21 protein-coding genes and 1 riboswitch are annotated in these 21881 nt (G+C 74.3%); of the genes, 9 read left to right on the plus strand and 12 right to left on the minus strand.

Annotated features, from left to right (window positions below):
* Positions 1 to 683, plus strand: a 683-nt coding sequence (locus AC2CJA_RS09910; RefSeq protein ID WP_484602290.1) for a carbohydrate-binding protein, incomplete at its 5' end; no start/stop codon positions are given.
* Positions 684 to 727: 44 nt separating this feature from the next.
* Here AC2CJA_RS09910 and AC2CJA_RS09915 read toward each other — a convergent pair.
* The 6 genes from AC2CJA_RS09915 to AC2CJA_RS09940 all read right to left on the minus strand — a co-directional run bounded on the left by AC2CJA_RS09915 (position 728) and on the right by AC2CJA_RS09940 (position 7279).
* Positions 728 to 1615 carry a class II fructose-bisphosphate aldolase gene (locus AC2CJA_RS09915; protein WP_484602307.1) on the minus strand — a complete coding sequence of 296 codons (888 nt, stop codon included), beginning with the start codon at positions 1613 to 1615 and terminating at the stop codon, positions 728 to 730.
* Between the two features lie 103 nt (positions 1616 to 1718).
* Positions 1719 to 2657: a 1-phosphofructokinase family hexose kinase gene (locus AC2CJA_RS09920; RefSeq protein WP_484602291.1), complete on the minus strand. Its 939-nt coding sequence runs from the start codon at positions 2655 to 2657 to the stop codon at positions 1719 to 1721.
* 159 nt (positions 2658 to 2816) lie between these two features.
* Entirely contained in the window at positions 2817 to 4064 is a 1248-nt protein-coding gene (gene nagA / locus AC2CJA_RS09925; protein WP_484602292.1) for an N-acetylglucosamine-6-phosphate deacetylase, read from the minus strand.
* A complete protein-coding gene (locus AC2CJA_RS09930) occupies positions 4061 to 5017 on the minus strand; it encodes an ROK family protein (protein ID WP_484602293.1) in 957 nt (318 codons plus the stop codon). Before AC2CJA_RS09930 ends, nagA begins: the two co-directional genes overlap by 4 nt.
* Before the next feature lie 169 nt (positions 5018 to 5186).
* Positions 5187 to 6206, minus strand: a complete 1020-nt coding sequence (locus AC2CJA_RS09935) for a DUF5954 family protein (RefSeq protein ID WP_484602294.1) — start codon at positions 6204 to 6206, stop codon at positions 5187 to 5189.
* Between the two features lie 122 nt (positions 6207 to 6328).
* The gene (locus AC2CJA_RS09940) at positions 6329 to 7279 is read right to left on the minus strand and encodes an SIS domain-containing protein (RefSeq protein ID WP_484602295.1); all 951 of its coding nucleotides are present in this window, start codon (positions 7277 to 7279) and stop codon (positions 6329 to 6331) included.
* Between the two features lie 207 nt (positions 7280 to 7486).
* On the opposite strand from AC2CJA_RS09940, the gene AC2CJA_RS09945 reads away from it, so the two are divergent.
* Both AC2CJA_RS09945 and otsB read left to right on the plus strand, forming a co-directional pair.
* On the plus strand, positions 7487 to 7753 hold the full coding sequence (locus tag AC2CJA_RS09945; protein ID WP_241718414.1) for a DUF3263 domain-containing protein: 267 nt from the start codon (positions 7487 to 7489) through the stop codon (positions 7751 to 7753).
* Between the two features lie 86 nt (positions 7754 to 7839).
* Entirely contained in the window at positions 7840 to 8703 is an 864-nt protein-coding gene (gene otsB, locus AC2CJA_RS09950; protein ID WP_484602296.1) for a trehalose-phosphatase, read from the plus strand.
* A gap of 128 nt (positions 8704 to 8831) precedes the next feature.
* On the opposite strand, the gene AC2CJA_RS09955 is transcribed toward otsB, so the two are convergent.
* Complete coding sequence (locus AC2CJA_RS09955) at positions 8832 to 10304, minus strand: alpha,alpha-trehalose-phosphate synthase (UDP-forming) (RefSeq protein ID WP_484602297.1); 1473 nt, start codon at positions 10302 to 10304, stop codon at positions 8832 to 8834.
* Positions 10305 to 10510: 206 nt separating this feature from the next.
* On the minus strand, positions 10511 to 11470 hold the full coding sequence (locus AC2CJA_RS09960) for a glucosyl-3-phosphoglycerate synthase (protein WP_484602298.1): 960 nt from the start codon (positions 11468 to 11470) through the stop codon (positions 10511 to 10513).
* 455 nt (positions 11471 to 11925) lie between these two features.
* Positions 11926 to 12068: riboswitch (SAM riboswitch) on the plus strand.
* A 17-nt stretch (positions 12069 to 12085) separates the two neighbouring features.
* Between AC2CJA_RS09960 and thrC the strand changes: the two genes are divergently transcribed.
* The 4 genes from thrC to groL all read left to right on the plus strand — a co-directional run bounded on the left by thrC (position 12086) and on the right by groL (position 16391).
* Positions 12086 to 13366, plus strand: coding sequence for a threonine synthase (gene thrC / locus AC2CJA_RS09965; RefSeq protein WP_484602299.1), 1281 nt, complete (start codon positions 12086 to 12088; stop codon positions 13364 to 13366).
* Positions 13363 to 13641, plus strand: coding sequence for a MoaD/ThiS family protein (locus AC2CJA_RS09970; RefSeq protein ID WP_484602300.1), 279 nt, complete (start codon positions 13363 to 13365; stop codon positions 13639 to 13641). The genes thrC and AC2CJA_RS09970 overlap by 4 nt, the downstream gene beginning before the upstream one ends.
* A gap of 507 nt (positions 13642 to 14148) precedes the next feature.
* A complete protein-coding gene (locus tag AC2CJA_RS09975) occupies positions 14149 to 14352 on the plus strand; it encodes a cold-shock protein (RefSeq protein WP_004986573.1) in 204 nt (67 codons plus the stop codon).
* Positions 14353 to 14759: 407 nt separating this feature from the next.
* The gene (gene groL, locus AC2CJA_RS09980) at positions 14760 to 16391 is read left to right on the plus strand and encodes a chaperonin GroEL (RefSeq protein ID WP_394635942.1); all 1632 of its coding nucleotides are present in this window, start codon (positions 14760 to 14762) and stop codon (positions 16389 to 16391) included.
* A gap of 315 nt (positions 16392 to 16706) precedes the next feature.
* On the opposite strand, the gene murQ is transcribed toward groL, so the two are convergent.
* Positions 16707 to 17717 (minus strand): N-acetylmuramic acid 6-phosphate etherase, encoded by a 1011-nt coding sequence (gene murQ / locus AC2CJA_RS09985; RefSeq protein WP_484602301.1) that lies wholly within the window; start codon positions 17715 to 17717, stop codon positions 16707 to 16709.
* A 102-nt stretch (positions 17718 to 17819) separates the two neighbouring features.
* Positions 17820 to 18767 carry a MurR/RpiR family transcriptional regulator gene (locus AC2CJA_RS09990; protein WP_484602302.1) on the minus strand — a complete coding sequence of 316 codons (948 nt, stop codon included), beginning with the start codon at positions 18765 to 18767 and terminating at the stop codon, positions 17820 to 17822.
* Positions 18768 to 18846: 79 nt separating this feature from the next.
* On the opposite strand from AC2CJA_RS09990, the gene AC2CJA_RS09995 reads away from it, so the two are divergent.
* Together AC2CJA_RS09995 and AC2CJA_RS10000 are read left to right on the plus strand one after the other, a co-directional pair.
* On the plus strand, positions 18847 to 19254 hold the full coding sequence (locus AC2CJA_RS09995; RefSeq protein ID WP_484602303.1) for a hypothetical protein: 408 nt from the start codon (positions 18847 to 18849) through the stop codon (positions 19252 to 19254).
* Positions 19251 to 19532 (plus strand): DUF4031 domain-containing protein, encoded by a 282-nt coding sequence (locus AC2CJA_RS10000; protein WP_484602304.1) that lies wholly within the window; start codon positions 19251 to 19253, stop codon positions 19530 to 19532. The genes AC2CJA_RS09995 and AC2CJA_RS10000 overlap by 4 nt, the downstream gene beginning before the upstream one ends.
* On the opposite strand, the gene AC2CJA_RS10005 is transcribed toward AC2CJA_RS10000, so the two are convergent.
* Both AC2CJA_RS10005 and AC2CJA_RS10010 read right to left on the minus strand, forming a co-directional pair.
* Entirely contained in the window at positions 19519 to 20829 is a 1311-nt protein-coding gene (locus AC2CJA_RS10005; protein WP_484602305.1) for a PP2C family protein-serine/threonine phosphatase, read from the minus strand. The two genes, AC2CJA_RS10000 and AC2CJA_RS10005, sit on opposite strands and share 14 nt — an antisense overlap.
* Complete coding sequence (locus AC2CJA_RS10010) at positions 20826 to 21626, minus strand: alpha/beta fold hydrolase (RefSeq protein WP_484602306.1); 801 nt, start codon at positions 21624 to 21626, stop codon at positions 20826 to 20828. The genes AC2CJA_RS10005 and AC2CJA_RS10010 overlap by 4 nt, the downstream gene beginning before the upstream one ends.
* Positions 21627 to 21881: the final 255 nt, after the last annotated feature.

A 21881-nucleotide genomic window follows, 5' to 3' on the forward strand; every position in this document is an offset into this window, starting at 1 on the left:
CGGCCGGCCCGGCCGGCCGGGGGCGGGGCCGCAACCACAACGGCCTGCTGGCCGGCGCACTGGCGGTCGTCGCCGCCGTGGTCCTCGGCGTGGGCGCCGCCGTCTTCTTCAGCGACGACGACGACGCGAACGCCAACCAGAACGGCGGCGTCCAGGCCGCCACCGCCGGTGCCGGCGAGGGCGAGGGCGAGGGCGCCGGAGACGACGGGGAGGATCAGGACAAGGACACCGGGAAGGACAAGGAGAAGCCGGGCCCCCTCCCCTCCGAGGACGCGGCCAGCCTCCAGCTCGGCGGCGGCGCGACCACGGACAAGGCCGTCCAGGGGGCGGAGTCCAGGAGCGGCGCGTACGTCACCGGTCTCGACAAGCCCGGCTCCTCGGCCACCTGGACCTTCGAGGTCCCCGAGGACGGCAAGTACACGCTGTTCGTCGGCTACGGGGTGCCGGGCAAGGACGCGAACCCCGCGCTCGCCGTCAACGGCACGTCCCACAAGGGCGGGCTGAACATGAAGAACTTCGCCAGGGCGGGCGAGGGCGAGTGGGAGAAGGGCTGGACGCGCACCTTCGCCTGGGTCGACCTGGACAAGGGCGCCAACACCGTCAGGATCTCCTGCGAGGAGGGCAGCCAGTGCGGGTTCGTCCTCGACCGGGTCTGGCTCAAGGAGGGCCACGTCCGCGGCTGACGCCGCCGTGGCGGGGGCCGGCGGCGCGGCGCGGCGCGGTCGCGTCAGCCGCCGACCACCTCCAGGAAGGCCGTCACCGTCCGCGCCATCGCCTCCCGTGCCGGGAGCAGGTATCCGCGGGGGTCGACGGTCCGCCCGTCCTCGGCGAGGAAGGCGCGGACGGCTCCGGTGAAGGCGGTGTTCAGCGCCGTCCCCACGTTGATCTTCGTCATCCCGGCCGCGACCGCCCGCCGCAGTTCCCCGTCCGGCACGCCCGAGGAGCCGTGCAGCACCAGCGGTACGGGGACGGTCTCGCGCAGTTCGCGGATGAGGGCGTGGTCGAGGACGGCGGTGCGCTCGGTCATCGCATGGGAGCTGCCGACCGCGACGGCCAGGGCGTCCACCCCGGTGGCGGCCGTGTAAGCGGCCGCCTCGGCGGGATCGGTGCGTACGCCGGGGGCGTGCGCACCGAGCGTGCCGCGCCCCTCGTGCGGCTCCCCGCCCTCCCGCTCCCCGTCACCGGGCTTGCCGCCGATCCGGCCCAGTTCGGCCTCCACCCACATTCCGTGCGCGTGGCCGAAGCGCACGGCCTCCGCCGTGGCCGCCACATTGGCGGCGTAGGACAGTTTCGAGGCGTCGAACATCACCGAGCCGAACCCGGCCTCCGGGGCGGCGCGCAGCAGTTCGGGGCTCTCCACATGGTCCAGGTGCAGCGCCAGAGGCGCGCCGGAGGCCCGCGCCACGGCCGCCGCCGCGGCCGCGACGGGCGCGAGCCGGCCGCCGTGGAAGCGCACGGCGTTCTCGGATATCTGGAGGACGGCGGGCATGCCGGCGGCCTCCGCGCCGGCCGCGATCGCCTCGGCGTGCTCCAGGGTGATGACGTTGAACGCGGCGACGCCCCGGCCGGACGCCCGCGCGTCCGCCACGAGTTCCCCGCTGCCGACCAGTGGCATACCCGCCCCTTCCCGGTATCCGTCGTCCGTGCCCGCCGTGCCGTCCCACGCGGTCACCCGGCCGTCACCCCGCCGCCGTCCGGCCCGGACACCGGACGGGCCGTCAGACGGCCGCCATCCGCCGGTCGATCCGCACCCCGGGCAGCAGCTCCTCGTACAGCACCCGGTCGAACTCGCCCGCCGTCCCGGCCCGTACGGTCGCCGCCGACAGTGCGGCGGCGCGGGCCAGCCGGTCCGGCCAGGGCAGGCCCTCCACGAGCCCGGACAGCAGCGCGGCCACCACCGAGTCCCCCGCACCCGTCGGGTTGCCCGTCAGCCGCCGGGGCGACTCGACGCGCCAGACGCCCTCCGAGGTGAGACCCAGCAACCCGTCCTCGCCCAGCGAGGCGACGACGGAGTGCGCCCCGCGCCGCTGCGCCAGCCGCGCGGCCCGCAACGGCTCGGTGGTGCCCGTTATCCCGGCCAATTCCCGGGAGTTGGGCTTGACGACGTCCGGCCGGGCGGCCAGCCCGCGCAGCAGCGGCTCCCCGCTGGTGTCCAGCAGCACGGGCACGCCCGCGGTACGCGCGGCGCGCACCAGTGTCCCGTACGCGCCCACGGGCACCCCGGGCGGCAGGCTGCCGCACAGGGCGACGGCCGTGGCGTCGTGCAGCAGCCCTCCGTAGACGTCCAGGAAGCGCTCCCACTCGACGGTGGTGACCTGCGGTCCGGGCTCGTTGAGCACGGTGGCGCCGCCGGACGCCCCGTCCACGACCGTGACGGTGCGGCGGGTGTCCCCGCCGACGGCGACGAACGCGTCCCCGACCGGGCCGTCCTCCGTCACCTCCGACAGCAGCGCCCGCAGCCGGTCGCCGTTCGGGCCGCCGGTGAAGCCGGTCACCAGCGTCTCGTGGCCCAGCGCGCCCAGGACCCGCGCCACGTTCAGGCCCTTGCCGCCCGGACGCTCGGCGACCTCCCGGACCCGGTGGGAGGCGCCGGGCTCCAGACGGGGGACACGGTAGGTGATGTCCAAAGCCGCGTTGAGCGTGACGGTCAGGATCATCCGGTACTCCGCCTCCCACCGGCGAGTGTGAACGTTCGGCATGCCCACGGCGGCGCGGGATCGCCGACCGTGCGAGTGATCATGCCAAAGCGGAGCCGGTCGGCACAGAGGGTGGGGGCGCCCGCCCGTGCTCGATGTGGGAACGAGACCGTAACGCAATCAGCCCGTCGCGCCGCCGCGTACAACCCCGGCGGGCTCGGCGGGCTCGGCGGGCTCGGTGGTTCCGGCGGCGTCCGGGAGGCGAGGGGGCACCACCCACTCGCCCCGGCGCATGACGCCCGCGACCCGGTAACCGCCGTCCAGCACCACCAGGTCGGCGTCCTTGCCGGGCTCGATCGACCCCACCCGGTCGGCGACCCCCAGCAGCCGTGCCGGGTTCAGCGTCAGGGCCCGTACCGCGTCCTCGATCCGCAGGCCGTCCACCGTCACCGCGCGCCGCAGCGCCTCGTCGAGGGTGAGCGTGGAGCCCGCGATCGAGCCGCCCTCCACCAGCCGGGCGACGCCGTCGGTGACGCGCACCTGAAGCGGGCCGAGCGGGTAGAGGCCGTCGCCCATCCCGGCCGCGCCCATGGCGTCGGTGACGAAGGCGACCCGGTCGGCCCCGGCACGGGCGAAGGCCAGCTCCAGGACGGCCGAGTGCAGGTGGACGCCGTCGTTGATCAGCTCGACGGTGACCCGCTCGTCCTCCAGCAGCGCCGCCACCGGGCCGGGGGCGCGGTGGAGCAGCGCGGGCATCGCGTTGAACAGGTGCGTGGCGACCGTCGCGCCCGCTCCGACGGCCTCCAGCACGGCCTCGTAGGAGGCGTCGGTGTGGCCGACGGCCGCGATCACCCCGCTGTCGGCCAGCAGCCGCACCGACTCCAGACCGCCGGGCAGCTCCGGCGCGAGCGTCACCATCCGCGCCGCGCCGCGCGCCGCCTCCACCAGCTTGCGCACGTCGGCCGGGTCGGGGTCGCGCAGCAGAGCGGGGTCATGGGCGCCGCAGCGGCCGCGGGCGATGAACGGCCCCTCGAAGTGGACACCCGCCAGGTCGCCCTGCTCCACCAGCTCCGACAGAACGGCGGCCTGCCGGGAGAGTTCGTCCAGGGCGCCGGTGACGGTGGAGGCGACCATCGTCGTGGTGCCGTGCGCGCGGTGGGTGGCGATCGCCCGCAGCGCCTCCTCGGCCGAGCCCGCGGAGAAGGACGCCCCGCCGCCGCCGTGGACGTGCATGTCGACGAAGCCGGGCACGATCCAGTGGCCGGCCAGGTCGAGCGTGCCCGCCTCCCCGGGGACGTCGGCGGCGACGCGCGAGCCCTCCACCGTCACCCTGCCGTCCTCGGCCACGCCGTCCGGAAGGACCACCCTGGCGCCCGTCAGCACGGTGCGCCGCGCCCCCGTCGTCTGCGCCGTCTTCGGACCGGTCATCGGCTCGCAACCTCCGCGGAGAGTAGGTCCCAGGCGAGGAGCCCCGCGCCCAGGCACCCGGCGGCGTCCCCGAGGGCCGCCGGAACGATCGTGGGGACGTGCTGGAAGGTGACCTTGGCGCGCACGGCCTCGCGCAGCGGCGCCAGAAGCGTCCCGCCCGCCTCCGCCAGCCCGCCGCCGACGATCAGCACCCGCGGATCCAGCAGGGTGATCGCGATGACCAGGCCCTCGGCGAGGGCGTCGACCGCGTCGTGCCAGACGGCCGCGGCCCGCGGGTCGCCCGCCTCCACGGCCCGGGCGGCGCCGGCCGCCGTCGCCTCCGGATCACCGCACGCCTCGGCCCAGGCCCGGCCCACGGCGGCGGCGGAGGCGAACAGCTCCAGGCAGCCGCGCCGCCCGCAGCCGCACTCGGGCCCGCCGGGCCGTACGGTGATGTGGCCGATCTCGCCCGCGCCGCCGTGTGCGCCGGGCTCCACCCGGCCGTCGATCCCGACGGCCCCGGAGATGCCGGTGCCCAGTGCCGTGAACAGGAAGCGGTCCACTCCCGCCCCCGCTCCGATCCGTCCCTCGGCGAGCCCTCCGGTGCGCACATCGTGCCCGAGGGCGACGGGCGTCCCGCCCAGCCGCGCGGCCAGCAGGTCGCGCAGGGGCAGGTCCCGCCAGCCGAGGTTGGTGGAGTAGACGGCAGTCCCCGTGGCGTCGTCGACGATCCCCGGCACGGCGACCCCCGCGGCCAGGGGCTCGGCGCCGTACCGCGCGACCCCGGCGGCCCGCAGTTCTCCGGCGAACGCGAGCACGTTCTCCACCACGGCGTCCGGCCCGTCCTCCCGTCCGGTGGGCCGCCGTGCCTGGTGCAGCAGCGTGCGGCCGGCCCCGACGAGGGCGCCCTTCAGTCCGGTGCCGCCCACGTCGAGGGCGACGACATACGCGGTTTCGTCATGCCGAGGAGTCACGGGGACAGTCTCACCCGTCGCCCGCGAAAGGTCTAGTCCACTCTGCGGCAGGCCGGGCGCCGCACGGTGCCCCGGCCGCTCGCGCGGGAGGGAGACCCCGGGGCGTCAGGTCTCCTCCGGTCCCCGTCCCGCCCGGCCGGGGACCGGGCGGGACGGCGGGTGAGGTGGTTCAGTCGCGGAGGATGTTCCCGAACTCGTCCATCACCGGGTGGAGCCGCATCGGCGGCTCCGGGTCCCAGTCCGAGGGGCGGGATGTCTCGGGGCCGTCGGGGCCGATGCGGATCAGCCGCTCGACGCGGACGATCCGGAAGCACCGGCCGCGCACCCGCAGCTCGTTGCCGCGCGGGGTCGCGGCCACGTACGCGTCGGCGGCCAGGGCGTCCTCCTCGGCCTCCTCCGGGGGGACCTCGTAGAGCAGGGGCCGGATCTCCTTCAGGTGGTTGACCATCGACCGCCGGGCGTCGTGCGGGGTGGGCAGGGAGACGCAGACCGGCTCCCAGGAGTCCTCCTTCTCCTCGGCGAAGGTGAAGGCGGCGGGCAGGAGTACCACGCCGGGGTGGGAGTGGAGGGCGCGCAGGGAGTCCGCACGCACCTCCTCCGGGTAGCGCGCGGCCCGGTAGGCCAGCGACAGCAGCTCGACCCGCTGGATGCCCGTCATGAGGCCGACGGCGGCGGCGTGGTCGACGACGAAGCCCTTCGTCCGCGAGACCGACCGGTCCCCCAGGCCCCAGGAGAGCGGCCCCGGAGGCTCGGGGTCGGTGGGGCGGGGCGGTTCCAGCCCTTCGGGGCCGATGCGGGCGAACTCGTCGCCGCGTACGACGCGGTAACGGGTGTCGCCCACCGAGACCTCGTCCACCGGCTCGGTCTCAAGCCGGGCGACGGCGGCCAGCAGCCGGCGGCGCAGCGTCCGGTCCCCGGTGTCGTCCCTGGCCTTGAACCACAGGTGGGAGTTGAGGCCGTCCCGCGCGTGCTGCGGGAAGCCGCTGTCCATGTCGCTCAGCAGCCGCCAGCGGGGCCCGTCCTCGGGCCGCTGTTCGGCGAATCCGAAGACGGGCCCCCGGATCACGACCTGCGGATAGCGCGCGGACGCCTCGACGGTGTCGTGCTCGGTGACCCGGGAGACGGGGTCGTCCTGGGCCCGTACGCGGATGGTCAGGTGGTCGGGTGACTTCTCACGGTCGTCCTTCACACACCCACTGTGTTCGCGCCGTCCCGCCGCGTCAGCCGGTTCCGGGGATTTCCACACGTACAGTTCCCGGCTGTACGAGGACGGCACGGACTGTACGAGGACGGCACTGGCGACGCGGACCGTCAGCCCAGGACCACGCTGCGCGTGAGGTTGCGCGGCCGGTCCGGGTCCGCGCCGGAGGTCTCCGCCAGGGCGACCGCCAGGCGCTGGGCCCGGATCAGGTCGGCCATCGGGTCCAGCGCCCGCTCGCCTGTGCCCGGGCAGTCGGAGTCCGCCAGCAGCACCCCGCCCGCCTGCGAGATGTCGCCGGCCAGGCCCTCGGGCAGGGAGCCCAGGAGCCAGACGGCGCGGCCCGGGCGGGCGATCGCGACGGGGCCGTGGCGGTACTCCATCGCCGGGTACGCCTCCGTCCAGACGCCGGCCGCCTCGCGCATCTTCAGCGCGGCCTCCAGCGCCAGCCCGTACGTCCAGCCGCGGCCCAGGAAGGTCCACTGCTCCGCGTCCAGCGCGGCCGGGGGCAGCGGCTGGACGACGGCAAGCTCCGCGTCGACCGCCGCCTGCCCGACCGGCTTCACCCCGGCCGGCGGCGCGCCGTGCCGTTCCAGGTCCGCGCGCAGCAGCGCCAGCGCCGTGGTGGCGAAGCGGGTCTGGACGACCGACTCCTCGTCGGCCCATTCCAGGACGGTGGTGTGGTCGGCGGCCTGCGCCACGGGCGTGGCGGGGTCGGCGGTCAGGGCGGTGGTCGGTACGCGGCCCCGCAGGCGGGCCAGGAGGCCGAGCACCTCGGAGGTGGTGCCGGAACGGGTGATCGCCACCACTCGGTCGTACGCGCGCCCGGCCGGGAACTCCGAGGCCGCGAAGGCGTCCGTCTCGCCCTGCCCGGCGGCCTCGCGCAGCGCCGCGTAGGACTGGGCCATGAACCAGGAGGTGCCGCAGCCGGTCACCGCCACCCGCTCGCCCGGGCGCGGCAGCGCCCCGGCGGCCCCGGACTCCACCGCCTTCGACGCCCGCCGCCAGCAGCCGGGCTGGGTGGCGATCTCGGCGGCGGTGCGGGACTGCTCTGCGGCGGCCATGCGGGACTCTCCTCGTGACGGGTGCGGGACGGGGGACGCGATGGGGCGGGGTGAGGCGGGCGGTGCATCCCGGCGCACGGGTACACGCACGTGGATAGCAGCCCCGACCTGGGAGAGTGAAGCACCGTTGTCGAAGCGATACGCGGTACGGCGCGGGCCGTCCGGCCGCCGGGATGCGGTGTCCGAGCGCGGCAGTAGGTTGGAGGGGTGAGCACCGGCAGCGAGCGGCCGAGCGGCGGCGACGGCACCGGCGGCCTGTCCGAGGAGGACGAGGCCGTGCTCGCCGTCGAGCGCCGGGGCTGGACGAGCCCCGGGGCCAAGGAGCGCGAGATACGCGAGCGTCTGGGCATGTCGCCCACGCGCTACTACCAGGTGCTCAACGCCCTGCTGGACGATCCGCGTGCCCTGGTCCGCGATCCGGTCACGGTCAACCGGCTCCGCCGGCGGCGCGACGAGCGGCGCGGACTGCGGTAGGGGCGCGGCAGCGGCACGGCCGGCGGGCGTCGCGGGGACGGCCGCCGGGGGCGGTGAGGAGACGGCCGCCGGGTATGGTCCCAGGCATGGGCAGCCACTCCTCACCCCCCTTCCCGGAGCAACTCCCCGTACCGACCACCCCCGCCGGACGCGACGGGCTGGCCGCGCTGCTGGCCGACCCCGGGCGGGCCGTGGTCGCCCTCGACTTCGACGGGACGATCGCCCCGATCGTCCCCGACCCCGACAGCGCCCGCGCCCACCCGGACGCGGTGCCCGTCCTGGCCCGGCTGGCGCCGCTGCTGCGGTCCGTCGTCATCGTCACCGGCCGTCCGGCCGCCACGGCCGCGCGCCACGGCGGCTTCGCCGGGGCTCCGGGCCTGGAGCACCTGGTGGTGCTCGGGGCCTACGGCGCCGAGCGCTGGGACGCGGCCACGGGCGAGACCCGCACTCCGCCGCCGCACCCCGGCGTGGAGGCCGTACGCGCCGAACTGCCCGGCCTGCTGGAGGAGGCCGGGGCGCCGCGGGGCGTCCGGACCGAGGACAAGGGCCGTGCGCTGGCCGTCCACACCCGCCGGGCCGCCGACCCGCAGGGCGCCTTCGAGGCGCTGCGCGACCCCCTGGCCGAACTGGCGGTACGGCACGGGCTGGCCGTGGAGCCCGGCCGTCTGGTGCTGGAGCTGCGGCCTCCGGGCATGGACAAGGGCATGGCACTCACGGAGTTCCTCCGCGACACGGGCGCCGCCTCGGTCCTCTACGGCGGTGACGACCTGGGCGATCTGGCCGCCTACGACGCGGTGGACCGGCTGCGCGGCGAGGGCGTGCCCGGAGTGCTGCTGTGCAGCGGCAGCGACGAGGTCACCGCACTGGCCGAACGGGCGGACCTGGTCGTGGACGGCCCCGCCGGGGTGGTGGGGCTGCTGGGCGCGCTGGCGGACACGCTGGGGGCCTGACCGCCCCGGGCCCACAGGGCGCCGCCCGCCGGTACGGCCCGCGGACCGGCGGCGCTTCCCCCGGGCACCCGCGGCGGGCGCCTGCGGGCGTGCCCGCGGGTGCGCCCGGAGGCGGGCCGCGGCAGGCGTCAGTCGCGCAGCGCGTTCAGCTGGTCCAGGAACCACTTCGTGGGCGGCAGGGCCGTGGCCGCCGCGGCCAGGCGCTTGGTGCGCTCGGCGCGCTCGTCCGCGTCCATCGTCAGTGCCTGGTGCAGGGCGTCGGCCGTGGCGCCGATGTCGTAGGGGTTGACGGTGATGGCGTCCTCGGCCAGTTCGGCGAAGGCCCCCGCCTCGCGGGAGAGGACCAGCGCGCAGCCGCCGTCGGAGAGCACGGGGATCTCCTTGGCCACCAGGTTCATGCCGTCCCGGATCGGGTTGACCAGGGCGACGTCGGCCAGCCGGTAGGCCGCCAGGGAGCGCGCGAAGTCGTCCTTGAGGTGCAGCTCCACCGGCGTCCAGCCGCCCTCGCCGAACTCCGCGTTGATCCCTTCGGCGACGCGGGCGACCTCGTCGGTGTAGTCGCGGTAGACCGCCAGGTCCTGGCGGGAAGGGTAGGCGAAGGCGACGTGCACGACCCGGCCGCGCCACTGGGGGCGGTCCGTCAGCAGCCGCCGGTAGGCGAGCAGGCCGCGGATGATGTTCTTGGACAGCTCGGTGCGGTCCACGCGCACGATCGCCCTGCGCGGCTCGCCGTCGGGCCCGCGGCCGATCTGATCGCGCAGCAGCGCGATCCGGTCCTCCACGTCCGGCCGCCGGGAGCGCTCGCGCAGGAACTCGGCGTCGGCGCCCAGGCCGTGGACGCCTATGCGCGTCTCGCGGCCCCCGTGGGTGACGATCATCTCGTCGCCGCCGTCGGCCACGGAGACCTCCGCGCCCAGCAGCTTCACGCAGCAGTCGGCGAAGGCGCCCGCCCAGCGCCGGGTGAGGAAGGCGGCCCGGTCGGCGCCCAGGATGCCGCGCAGCACCTCGGCGGCCACCCCGCCGTCCGGGTCGTCCGGCAGCACCCGGAAGTAGTCCGGCGGCGCCCAGGGGGTGTGCGAGAAGTGGCCGATGCGCAGGTCGGGCCGCCGCTCGCGCAGCATGGCCGGGACGAGGGTGAGGTGGTAGTCCTGCACGAGGACGGCCGCGCCGTCGGCGGCCTCCTGGGCCAGCGCGTCGGCGAACGCCGCGTTGTACGCCTCGTAGGAGCGCCACTGCCGCTCGAAGTCCGCGTCGAAGACGGGCTCCAGCGGGGTCTGGTACAGCATGTGGTGGACGAACCACAGCACGGAGTTGGCGATGCCGTTGTAGGCGTCCGCGAAGACGTCGGGGGCGATGTCGAGCATCCGCACCCGCTGGCCGCCGGTGTCCGCCGGGTCCAGCTCGCCGCCCGTGCGGCGTACCGCCTCGCGGTCGCCCTCGCCCAGCGCCGCGCAGACCCACACCGCGTCGCCCTTGACGGCCGACAGGCCGGAGACCAGCCCGCCGCCGCCGCGTTTGACGGTCAGCTCGCCCCCCTCGCCGAGCGTGTGGGAGACGGGCCCGCGATTGGAGGCGACGAGTACCTGGTGCCGAGTGACCATGAGCGGAACCTAGCCGCTGTCCGTACCGCTCAAACGTACGGTTCTCGTCGTACGGGCCCGACAGGGCCGGCCGGGGGTGCGCGGCGGGTGCGCGGCGGCGCACGCGGGGAGCTCCCGCACCGGGCGGGCGCGGGAGCGGCTGGTACGGCGCACGCCGGGCCGTGTACGTGCTTCACCGGCGCGCGCCGGGCCGGGGTGCCCCCCTCTCATGCGGCGGTGCGGCGGGCGGCGTACTCGGGGACCGTGCGCATCGGCGGACGCTCCTCGGTGTCCACCGGGTGGGTGTGCGGGACGAACCCGCCCCCGGAGACCCGCTCGAACTGCGTGAGCACCGGGCGTATCAGCGGGCCGCGCGCCTGCCGCACATGGGCGGTGCGGTGTATCGCCGCGGCCATCCGTCCCAGCGCCAGCCCGTCCTGGTTGCGGTGCCTGCGCACGCCCACGTCCACCTGCGCGAGCGCCTCGAGCCCGACGGTGTGCAGCGCGTCCACCAGCAGGCCCAGTTCGACGCCGTAGCCGACGGGGAAGCTGAGCCGCTCCAGCAGGGAGCGCCGTGCCGCGTACTCGCCGCCCAGCGGCTGGACGAAGCCCGCCAGCCGCGGCCAGTACAGGTTGAGCAGCGGGCGGGCGACCAGCTCGGTGACCCGGCCGCCGCCGGCCGGACTGTCGCCGATGGCACGGTCGTACATCGCCTTGACCATCGCCAGGCCCGGATCGGTCAGCAGCGGCCCGACGATGCCCGACACGAACGTGGTGTCGAACTCCCGCAGATCCGCGTCGACGAAGCAGACGATCTCGCCGCTGGTGGCCAGCAGTGACCGCCACAGCACCTCGCCCTTGCCCGGCACCGCGGGCAGCCGGGGCAGCACCTCGTCGCGGTGCACCACCTTCGCGCCCGCGGCGGCGGCCACCTCGGAGGTGCGGTCGGTGGAGCCGGAGTCCACCACCACCAGCTCGTCGACCAGCGGCATGTCCTCGGTCATCAGCCCGCGGCGGATCGCGGCGACGATGTCCCCGACCGTCGCCTCCTCGTTCAGCGCCGGAAGCACCACGCTCACACTGCCCGCCGGTCCGGCCGCCCGCTTCGCGGCCAGCAGCCGGGACAGCGGACGTTCGGCAGCGCTCCATGAGCGTCGTTCCAGCCAGTGGTCGACCTCATCCAGCACGTGTGCCTCCCTGTCCTCGACGGTCCTTGCCGGTCCTTGCCGGTCCTCAGCGGTTCCGACATCCCCGGTCACCCCGGTGTTCCCGGCGGACCCCGCCGCCCCGGCGGTCCCAGGCATTCTGCGGGACCGGGTTCGCCCGGGTGATCCCGGCGTGTCTGCTGCTGTCGGTCGCGGTGCGGATCGGACGCGGGTCGGACACCGGCCGTGGTCGGACCGTGGTTGCCCGGGACCGGCCGTCCATGCCCGCCTTCGGGCATGTCTCCGGGGCCTTCGCCCGGGTCCGTCTTCCGGAGGGCGCCCACGCAGGCCCCGTGTGCCTCTCGTCTCGCGGTTCGGACGGGCGGCCTCGCGGCCGAGGGCTTCGGTTACAGTCTTGGACGACGCACGGGAGTTCCGCATCTCGGGGGCCCCGGCGTGCACAAACGCACCGGTCAGAGGATCGGCCGGCGCCATAGAGCTCATCCAGAGGGGCAGAGGGAACGGCCCGTTGAAGCCCCGGCAACCCTCCCGCCGGCACTCGTACACAGCAGTCCGAGGCCACGGTGGGGAAGGTGCCAATTCCGTCCCGCGGCGAAAGTCGTCGCGGGGAAGATGAGGAGAAAGGGCCTCGCCACCATGGCTGTGCAGACTGTTGCAACCAGCACCGACCTTTCGCTCGGTCCCGCCGCGGCGCTCTCCTGCCGCGAGTGCGGTGAGCGCCTCCCGCTCGGGCCGGTCTTCGCCTGTGAGGCGTGTTTCGGTCCTCTGGAGATCGCGTACGACCTTCCCGAGGGCGACCCGGAGGGGCTGCGGAAGCGGATCGAGGCCGGCCCGGACAGCATCTGGCGCTACGCCCCGCTGCTTCCGGTCCCGGCCGACGTGGCGGACAAGCCCAATCTGAACCCGGGCTTCACCAGGCTGGTCAAGGCCGACAACCTCGCCCGCGAGCTGGGCGTCACCGGCGGCCTGTACGTCAAGGACGACTCCGGCAACCCCACGCACTCCTTCAAGGACCGTGTGGTGGCCATCGCCGTCGAGGCCGCCCGCGCCTTCGGCTTCACCACCCTGTCGTGTTCCTCCACCGGCAACCTCGCCGGCGCCGTCGGCGCCGCGGCGGCCCGCGCGGGCCTGCGCTCGTGCGTGTTCATCCCGCACGACCTGGAGCAGGGCAAGGTCGTCATGGCCGCGGTCTACGGCGGCGACCTGGTGGGCATCGAGGGCACCTACGACGATGTGAACCGCTTCTGCTCGGAACTGATCGGGGACCCGATCGGGGAGGGCTGGGGCTTCGTCAACGTCAACCTCCGCCCGTACTACGCGGAGGGTTCCAAGACCCTGGCGTACGAGATCTGCGAGCAGCTCGGCTGGCGGCTGCCGGACCAGCTCGTCGTCCCGATCGCCTCCGGCTCCCAGCTCACCAAGATCGACAAGGGGCTGCGCGAGCTGATCGCCCTGGGGCTGGTCGAGGACCGGCCCTACAAGATCTTCGGTGCCCAGGCCGAGGGCTGCTCGCCGGTGGCGCGGGCCTTCAAGGACGGCCACGACGTGGTGCGGCCGGTGAAGCCGGACACCATCGCCAAGTCGCTGGCCATCGGCAACCCGGCCGACGGCCCGTACGTGCTGGACATCGCCCGCCGCACCGGTGGCGCGGTGGAGGACGTGAACGACGGGCAGATCGTCGACGCGATCAAGCTGCTGGCCCGGACCGAGGGCGTCTTCGCGGAGACCGCGGGCGGCGTGACCGTCGGCGTGACGAGGAAGCTGATCGAGGCCGGCGTGCTCGACCCGACCCTGACCACCGTCGTCCTCAACACCGGCGACGGCCTCAAGACCCTGGACGCGGTGGCCCCGACCACCGGACCGTCCGCGATCATCCGTCCCAACCTGGACTCCTTCCGAGAGGCTGGCCTGGCATGAGCGTCACCGTCCGAATCCCGACCATCCTGCGCGCCCACACCGGCGGCCGGGCCGAGGTGCCCGCCGAGGGCGCCACGCTCGCCGAGGTCATCGCGGACCTGGAGAGGAACCACCAGGGCATCTCCGCCCGGGTGCTGGACGACTCCGGCAAGCTGCGCCGCTTCGTGAACGTCTACGTCGACGACGACGACGTCCGCTTCGCCGACGGTCTGAGGACGCCGACGCCGGACGGCTCGGGCGTCTCCATCATCCCGGCCGTCGCGGGCGGCCGCTGACCGGGAGAGCACCCGGCGCCGTACGCGACGCCGCGCACGTCACCGCATGCGGGCGGCTCCGCTCCCCCTCCTTCCGTGAGGAGGGGGAGCGGAGCCGCCCGCACGTGTACGCGGGGGAGGGGGCGCGTACCACGCGCGGCAGCAAGCGGAATTGGTAATTCCGCAGCTCGAAGAGCGATAGAGTGAGCGGGCCTCCCCCTGAATGTGCGCTCGGCGCCCATGAGAACGCGACAACTTGCGCCCCGATTTATCGCGTGAATTGTCGTGTTGGTCCGCCATGCCCGGCCCGAGTTGCCCCGCTTTCCTGTCGTTCATGTGCTTATCGGCAATCCGGCATGACCGGAATTCTCGTCCGACAGACCTGTTGCAGAGGGCGTCTGCCCAGATACATTCAGCCGCGGTCGACGCGTTCCGGCGCACGCCGTCCCCTCTCGCCGGGGGGTGGTGACCGACCCGGGTCCGCGGAGTGCGGACTCGCGCAAGGGCCGGCAATAGGGGAGTTAGGAAATGGCTCAAGGCACCGTCAAGTGGTTCAACGCGGAGAAGGGATACGGCTTCATCGCGGTCGACGGTGGGGCGGACGTGTTCGTCCACTACAGCGCGATCCAGATGGACGGATATCGCACCCTTGAGGAAGGGCAGCGGGTCGAGTTCGAGATCTCGCAGGGCCAGAAGGGCCCGCAGGCGGACATGGTCCGCGTGACGGCCTGAAGCGCCGGACACACGCACCACGACGCACATCAGCAGTAGACGGCACAGGAGGGCCCGTGTCCCCGCAAGGGGGCGCGGGCCCTCCTGTCGTGCGTCCGCCGCACACCGGCGCGCGCCCGCGGCCCGTCCGCGCCCCGCGCTCCCCCGTGTCCGTCCCCGCCCGGGGGTACGGGCACGCGGAACCCCGGCGCGCTTGCACTCGGAGGGGTCGAGTGCTAATCATTGGCGTTAGCACTCCGAAGGCGAGAGTGACAAAGCAAGGACCGGTTCGGTGAGGTCCGCAAGCCCGGTGGAGCAAGGAACCGCCGGGCCGGTGGGCCGTCCGTCGCGGGCGCCAGAGCGGTCCGGAGACATCCCAACCCGCCCCTGGCCTTCGGCATGGGGAACCCCAGGGAGGACCACTTCACATGGCCAAGACCATCGCGTTCGACGAGGAGGCGCGGCGCGGCCTCGAGCGCGGGATGAACCAGCTCGCCGACGCCGTCAAGGTCACACTCGGCCCCAAGGGCCGCAACGTCGTCCTTGAGAAGAAGTGGGGAGCCCCCACGATCACCAACGATGGTGTCTCCATCGCCAAGGAGATCGAGCTCGAGGACCCGTACGAGAAGATCGGCGCCGAGCTGGTCAAGGAGGTCGCGAAGAAGACCGACGACGTCGCCGGTGACGGTACGACCACCGCGACCGTCCTGGCCCAGGCGCTGGTCCGCGAGGGTCTGCGCAACGTCGCCGCCGGCGCCAACCCGATGGCCCTCAAGCGCGGCATCGAGAAGGCCACCGAGGCCGTCTCCGCCGCCCTGCTGGAGCAGGCCAAGGAGGTGGAGACCAAGGAGCAGATCGCCTCGACCGCCTCCATCTCCGCCGCCGACACCCAGATCGGCGAGCTGATCGCCGAGGCCATGGACAAGGTCGGCAAGGAAGGCGTCATCACCGTCGAGGAGTCGCAGACCTTCGGCCTGGAGCTCGAGCTCACCGAGGGCATGCGCTTCGACAAGGGCTACATCTCCGCCTACTTCGCCACCGACATGGAGCGGATGGAGGCGGTCCTGGAGGACCCCTACATCCTGATCGCCAACTCCAAGATCAGCGCCGTCAAGGACCTGCTCCCGCTGCTGGAGAAGGTCATGCAGGCCGGCAAGCCGCTGCTGATCATCGCCGAGGACGTCGAGGGCGAGGCCCTCTCCACCCTGGTGGTCAACAAGATCCGCGGCACCTTCAAGTCCGTCGCCGTCAAGGCCCCGGGCTTCGGCGACCGCCGCAAGGCCATGCTCGGCGACATCGCCATCCTCACCGGTGGCCAGGTCATCTCCGAGGAGGTCGGCCTCAAGCTGGAGAACGCCGGTCTGGAGCTGCTGGGCCGCGCCCGCAAGATCGTCATCACCAAGGACGAGACCACCATCGTCGACGGTGCCGGCGACAGCGAGCAGGTCAACGGCCGCGTCAACCAGATCCGCGCCGAGATCGAGAACTCCGACTCCGACTACGACCGCGAGAAGCTCCAGGAGCGTCTGGCGAAGCTGGCCGGCGGCGTCGCCGTCATCAAGGCCGGCGCCGCCACCGAGGTGGAGCTGAAGGAGCGCAAGCACCGCATCGAGGACGCGGTGCGCAACGCCAAGGCGGCCGTCGAGGAGGGCATCGTCGCCGGCGGTGGCGTGGCCCTGCTGCAGGCCTCCGCGGTCTTCGAGAAGCTGGAGCTCGACGGCGACGAGGCCACCGGTGCCGCCGCGGTCAAGGCCGCGCTGGAGGCCCCGCTGAAGCAGATCGCGGTCAACGCCGGCCTCGAGGGCGGCGTCATCGTGGAGAAGGTGCGCAACCTGACCCCGGGCCACGGTCTGAACGCCGCGACCGGTGACTACGTGGACATGATCGCCGAGGGCATCATCGACCCGGCCAAGGTCACCCGCTCCGCGCTGCAGAACGCCGCCTCCATCGCGGCGCTCTTCCTCACCACCGAGGCCGTCATCGCCGACAAGCCGGAGAAGGCCGGTGCCGGCGCCGACGCGGCCGCCGCCGCCGGCATGGGCGGTGGCATGGACTTCTGATCCGCTCCCGCGGATCGGCGGTTCCCGCCGGGCGCGCACCGCGCGCACGGCGGAGAGGGCGGCACCCCGCAAGGGGTGCCGCCCTCTTACTATGTCCAGGATGTGGGATCTGGCACCGCGGTGCGGTCTGCCACCGGGGGGCGCACCGGAGAACCTCCCGGGGGCCGCGCACGGGCGATCCCCTGCCGCGGCGCCTCCACTCTGTTTCCAGAGCCGAACCCACCCCACACGACTCCTGGACGGCAACGACGTGATGAGCGCGCTCGAAACGGGGCGGGGCGGGGTACGCCCGCCCCGCCGCGCGTGGCGGGCCCGTCAGCCGCGTGCCGCCTCCAGGGCCGTGCGCAGCCGGCCGCCGGACTCCCTCAGCAGGCGCTCGGCCGTGGGACCGTCCACCTCGCCCAGGATGGTGAGGATGGCGTTCTTCACCTCGCCGCCGGTGGCCGCGAGCGCGGACTCGATCCGCTCGTCGCTCGCCCCCGTGGCCAGCGAGACGATGCGGCGTGAGCGGGCCCGCAGCTTCTCGTTCGAGGCGCGCACGTCGACCATCAGGTTCCCGTACGTCTTGCCCAGCCGGATCATGGTGATGGTCGAGATCATGTTGAGGACCAGCTTCTGGGCCGTGCCCGCCTTGAGCCGGGAGGAGCCGGTGATCAGCTCCGGGCCCACGACGACCTCGATGCCGTGGTCGGCCGCCGCCGCCAGCGGCGAGCCGGAGTTGCAGGACAGTCCGACCGTCAGCGCCCCCAGCCGCCGCGCGTACTCGACCGCGCCGACGGTGTACGGGGTGCGCCCGGAGGCGGAGACGCCGACCACCACGTCGTGGGGGCCCAGCCCCAGGCCGTCGAGGTCGGCCGCGGCGAGGCCGGGGCGGTCCTCGGCGCCCTCGGCCGCGCTGACCAGCGCGTCCGGGCCGCCCGCGATCACCCCGACGACCTGGGACGGGTCGGTGTCGAAGGTGGGCGGGCACTCGCTGGCGTCCAGTACGCCCAGCCGTCCTGCCGTCCCCGCCCCCGCGTAGACCAGCCGCCCGCCGCGCGCCATCCGCTCGGCGGTGGCGTCGATGGCGGCGGCGATGCGCGGGAGCTGGGAGGCGACGGCGGTGGGCACGGTGGCGTCCTCCGCGTTCATGACTCCGGCGATCTCCAGGGTGGGGAGCCGGTCGATCTCGGACAGGTCGCTGCGGAACGCCTCGGTGGTGAGCGTTTCCAGCTCGGCGCGCAGCCGGCCGTACGCGCCGTCCGGGACCTGGGGGGCGCGGGGATCGCGGGGGGTGCGGCCGGGATCGCCGGGCCCGTGGCCGGCGGCGGTCGGGGAGGAGGTCATGACGGTGCGGCTCTTTCCGTTCTTCCGGATGCCGGCGCCGGCGCCGGGACGCGGGCGCGGGGGGCGGGCGGTGCTGTCCGGGTGCGGGCAGCGGGTGCGGGGTCAGCGCTGCCGGGGCGAGTGGCGGTGGGCCAGTGCCTCGTAGGAGGCCGACAGGGCGGGGGCGGCGGTCTCGTAGGTGCGCTGCGCCACGCCGATGAACAGGCAGTCCACGACCAGCAGCTGGCTGGTCCGGCTGGACATGGCCGCCGGGCGCAGTTCGCTCTCGCGCGCCGTGGAGGTGGTCAGCACGTGGTCGGCGTACTGGGCTATCTCCCCGTCCGGGCGCCCGGTGACGGCCACGGTGGTGGCTCCGTGGCCGAAGGCGGCGCGCAGCGGTTCGATCACGTCCACCGTACGGCCGGAGTGGGTCACCGCCAGGGCGACGTCGCCGGCGCGCAGCTGCACGGCGCCGGTGACGGCCAGGTGCGGATCGGCGTGGGCGTGGGCGACCAGGCCGATCCGCAGCAGCTTCTGCGCCAGGTCCTGGGCGACCAGGGCGGAGGCTCCGACGCCGTAGAGGTCGATCCGGCGGGCGTTGGCCATGGCGTGCACGGCCGCCTCGACCTGGCCGGGGTCCAGCCCGGCGGCGGTGTCCGCCAGGGTCTGCCGCTCGTCGTGGGCGAGCTTGGCTATGACCTCCTCGATGGGATCGTCCACGGCGATGTCCGCGGTCACCGACGGGGAGGCGCCGGAGGCCTGCTGCGCGGCGAGCCCGGCCAGCGCCAGCCGCAGATCGCGGTAGCCGGGGTAGCCCAGCAGCCGCGAGGTCCGTACGACGGTGGCCTCGCTGGTGCCGGTGCGCTCGGCGAGGCCGGTGACGGTGAGCCGCGCGCATCCGGCGGGATCACCGGCGACGGCCTCGGCGACGCGCTGCATGGAGCGGGTCATCGAGGGGGCCATGGTGCGCACCTTGGCCGCGAGGGCGGCGGGCTCCGGGAGGCCGGGGCGGCGGCCCGGTGCGGTGTCGCGGACCGGGCCGGCGAAACTTTCCTTCACAGTCTTGGTCACATGGCGGAAGATATTTTCGCCGGGAGGGGCCGTCAAGACGTCCGCCGTCCTCGCGGCCGTCTGCTCCAATGGAGGGGCTATGACTGAGCAGCAGCCCCCTTCCCCCGGCCCCGATCCCAGCGAATCCGGCTCCGGCGGCCTCGAACGGGCCCTCCACACCGGCCGGGCGCTCGTCCTGGCCGATCTCACCGCCTGCGGCATCGCCGGGGCCGAGGTCGTCTCACTGGTCGAGGAGGCGGTCTCCCACCGCCGCTGGTGGGTCGGGCAGTGGCCCGAGGGGGCCCCCTTCGTCGCCGGCCTGATCGCCCAGGACGTCCAGGACGCCCTGCTGGACCGCCGGGGGCGCTGGCCGGGCTGCCCGCTGTGCGGCGGCGAGGAGGAGCACGCCCTCGACGTCGAACCCGAGCTCGGCCCGGACCCGCACTGGGTGTGCGGCCGGACGGCGACGGCGGTGGCGCCCGTCGGGGAGCTGGGAAGCGCCCGGTGACGGTCTACATCGACCCGCCCGAGTGGCCGGGGCACGGGACGCTGTGGTCGCACCTGGTCAGCGATGTCTCCTACGAGGAGCTGCACGCGTTCGCCGCCGTCCTCGGCTGCCCGCGCCGGGCCTTCGACCGCGACCACTACGACGTACCCGCCCACCGCTACGGGCGGGCGGTGGGGCTCGGCGCGGTCGAGGTGGGCGGCAAGGAGCTGCTGCGGCGGCTGACGGAGGCGGGCCTGCGGCGGCGCAGGCCTCCGCGCCGGGCGGTCACGGCGCGCTGAGCGGTTCCGGCCCGTCCGGCCCGTCCGCGGTGGTGGGCTCCTCACGGGTGGCGGGGACGCCGAGGGCCAGTACGGCGGTGTCGTCGTCCACGCCCTCGCCCAGCCCCTCCAGCAGGGCGCCGACGGCGGCGACGGCGTCCGCGGCGCTCGTCGGGGCCAGCCCGGCCGCGAAGTCGAGCAGGGCCTCCTCGCCGTAGCGCCCTCCCTCCCGCTCCCGGCGGCGGCCGTCGGCGTGGACGGTACGGGCCTCGGTCAGCCCGTCGGTGTACAGCAGCAGGGTGTCGCCGGGGGCCAGGCGCACGGTGGTGGCGGTGAAGTGGGCGTTCGGCAGCACCCCGACCAGCTGGCCTCCGGGGGTGTGCAGGTACTCGGCGGTGCCGTCGGCGCGCATCAGCAGGGCCGGGGGGTGGCCGCCGCCGGCGAGGGTGAGCTCGCAGCCGTGCCCGCCCGGGGTGAGCAGACCGTGGACGACGGTGCAGAAGCGCGGGTCCTCGCCGTGGTTCTCGTGCTCCAGGACGGTGTTGAGGTTGGCCAGCACTTTGAGGGGGTCGGGATCGGAGGCGCTCGCGGCGCGCAGGGAATAGCGGGCGAGGGAGGTGACGGCCGCCGCCGCGGCGCCCTTGCCGGACACGTCGCCGAGGAAGAGCCCCCAGCGCCCGCCGGAGACGGGGAAGAGGTCGTAGAAGTCGCCGCCGACCTCGTCGGCCGAGGCGGTGTGGTAGTGCGCGGCCAGTTCGGTGCCGGGGATGTCGGGCAGGGCGGGCGGGAGCAGGCTGCGCTGGAGGGTGGTGGCCAGCTGCTGGACGCGCTCGCGTTCGCGGTCGGCCTCCTGCCGGGCGTGCAGCAGCTCGGTCTCGTACGCGCGGCGGTCGCGGGCCTCGAAGACGGAGGTGCGCACCAGTGCCGGCCGCCGTCCCGGGCCCTCTCCTCTCGAGCCCTCCCGCACCACGGAGGCGATCAGCACCGGCAGCCGTCCGCCTTCGGCGGTCCTCATCTCCAGCGCGATCCCGCCGATGCGGCCCTGCATCCGCAGCAGCGGGGCGAAATGGGTCTCGTAGTAGATCCTGCCGCCGACGGTGAGCAGTTCGGAGAAGGTGCGGCGGCCGACCAGCTCCTCGCGGCGGTAGCCGAGCCACTCCAGCAGGGTGGCGTTGACCTTGACGATCCTGCCGCCGGGGAGGGCGGAGAGCTGGCCGCACGGTGCGTTCTCGTACAGGTCCTCCGGGTCGTCCTCCGGGTCGTCCTCCGGACCCGCATCGCCCTCCGGCTCCGGCTCCGGGTCCGGGCGTGAGGTCACCGGGCCCTCGCGAAGGAGGCGATGGCCTCGGCCGTCGGGCCGGGGGCGCTCAGCTGCGGGCAGTGCCCGTGGGCGTCCAGGGTGACCAGGGTGCTTCCGGCGATCTCGTCCCGGACGAACGCGCCCACCTCGCGCGGGGCCAGGGTGTCGTGGGCGCACTCGACCACCAGTGTCGGCACGGCCACCCCGGCCAGGTCCTCGCGGTTGTCGGACAGGAAGGTGGTGCGGGCGAAGACGCGGGCCATGCGCGGATCGGTGCGGCAGAAGCTGTTGGTCAGCTCCTCGCCCAGCTCGGGCCGGTCCGGATTGCCCATGATCACCGGCGCCATCACCGACGACCAGCCCAGGTAGTTGCTCTCCAGCGACTCCAGCAGCTCGTCGATGTCGGCCCGGCTGAACCCGCCCCGGTACTCGCCGTCGTCGATGTAGGAGGGGGAGGGGGTGAGCAGCACCAGTTTGGCGAAGCGCTCCGGCTCGCGCAGCACCGCCAGCACCCCGATCATGGCGCTGACCGAGTGCCCCACGAACACCACGTCCCGCAGTTCCAGGGCGTGGCAGATCTCCAGCACGTCCCGCGTGTAGCCCTCCAGGGAGGAGTAGCGCTCCCCGTCCCAGGCGGAGGGGTCCGAACCGCCGGAGCCCACGTGGTCGAAGAGCACCACCCGGAACTCCTCCGCCAGCGCGGACGCCACCAGGCGCCACAGGTTCTGGTCGCAGCCGAACCCGTGCGCCAGCATCACCACCGGCCCGCCCTCCCGGCCGGTGACGGTCACGTTGTTCCTCCTGCGCACGTCCATCTCACATGTCCTCTCCATTCGCACCCGGCGTTCCGGCGGACGCAGGGCCGGGCACGGATGACCCGCGGGTGCACTGGCCACCGAGGCTAGTCCGGTACCCCGAACGGGGCGTGTCAGAGCGGTCCGGCGGGAGGACGGCACGAAGCGCGGTGTCCCGGTGCGCCCGGACGGATCAGCCCGCGGCCGGCCCTGCGGCGGCCGGGACGCCGGCGGCCGTGTCCGCGGGCGAGCCGGCCACCACACGGGAGGCGGCGG

Source organism: Streptomyces sp. ATLC9 (assembly GCF_057196705.1).

Coding starts and splice junctions, on each gene's coding strand:
- AC2CJA_RS09915 (WP_484602307.1), bottom strand. CDS start 1,615: ATGCCACTGGTCGGCAGCGGGGAACTCGTGGCGGACGCGCGGGCGTCC.
- AC2CJA_RS09920 (WP_484602291.1), bottom strand. CDS start 2,657: ATGATCCTGACCGTCACGCTCAACGCGGCTTTGGACATCACCTACCGT.
- nagA (WP_484602292.1), bottom strand. CDS start 4,064: ATGACCGGTCCGAAGACGGCGCAGACGACGGGGGCGCGGCGCACCGTG.
- AC2CJA_RS09940 (WP_484602295.1), bottom strand. CDS start 7,279: ATGGCCGCCGCAGAGCAGTCCCGCACCGCCGCCGAGATCGCCACCCAG.
- otsB (WP_484602296.1), top strand. CDS start 7,840: ATGGGCAGCCACTCCTCACCCCCCTTCCCGGAGCAACTCCCCGTACCG.
- AC2CJA_RS09955 (WP_484602297.1), bottom strand. CDS start 10,304: ATGGTCACTCGGCACCAGGTACTCGTCGCCTCCAATCGCGGGCCCGTC.
- thrC (WP_484602299.1), top strand. CDS start 12,086: ATGGCTGTGCAGACTGTTGCAACCAGCACCGACCTTTCGCTCGGTCCC.
- AC2CJA_RS09970 (WP_484602300.1), top strand. CDS start 13,363: ATGAGCGTCACCGTCCGAATCCCGACCATCCTGCGCGCCCACACCGGC.
- AC2CJA_RS09975 (WP_004986573.1), top strand. CDS start 14,149: ATGGCTCAAGGCACCGTCAAGTGGTTCAACGCGGAGAAGGGATACGGC.
- groL (WP_394635942.1), top strand. CDS start 14,760: ATGGCCAAGACCATCGCGTTCGACGAGGAGGCGCGGCGCGGCCTCGAG.
- murQ (WP_484602301.1), bottom strand. CDS start 17,717: ATGACCTCCTCCCCGACCGCCGCCGGCCACGGGCCCGGCGATCCCGGC.
- AC2CJA_RS09995 (WP_484602303.1), top strand. CDS start 18,847: ATGACTGAGCAGCAGCCCCCTTCCCCCGGCCCCGATCCCAGCGAATCC.
- AC2CJA_RS10010 (WP_484602306.1), bottom strand. CDS start 21,626: ATGGACGTGCGCAGGAGGAACAACGTGACCGTCACCGGCCGGGAGGGC.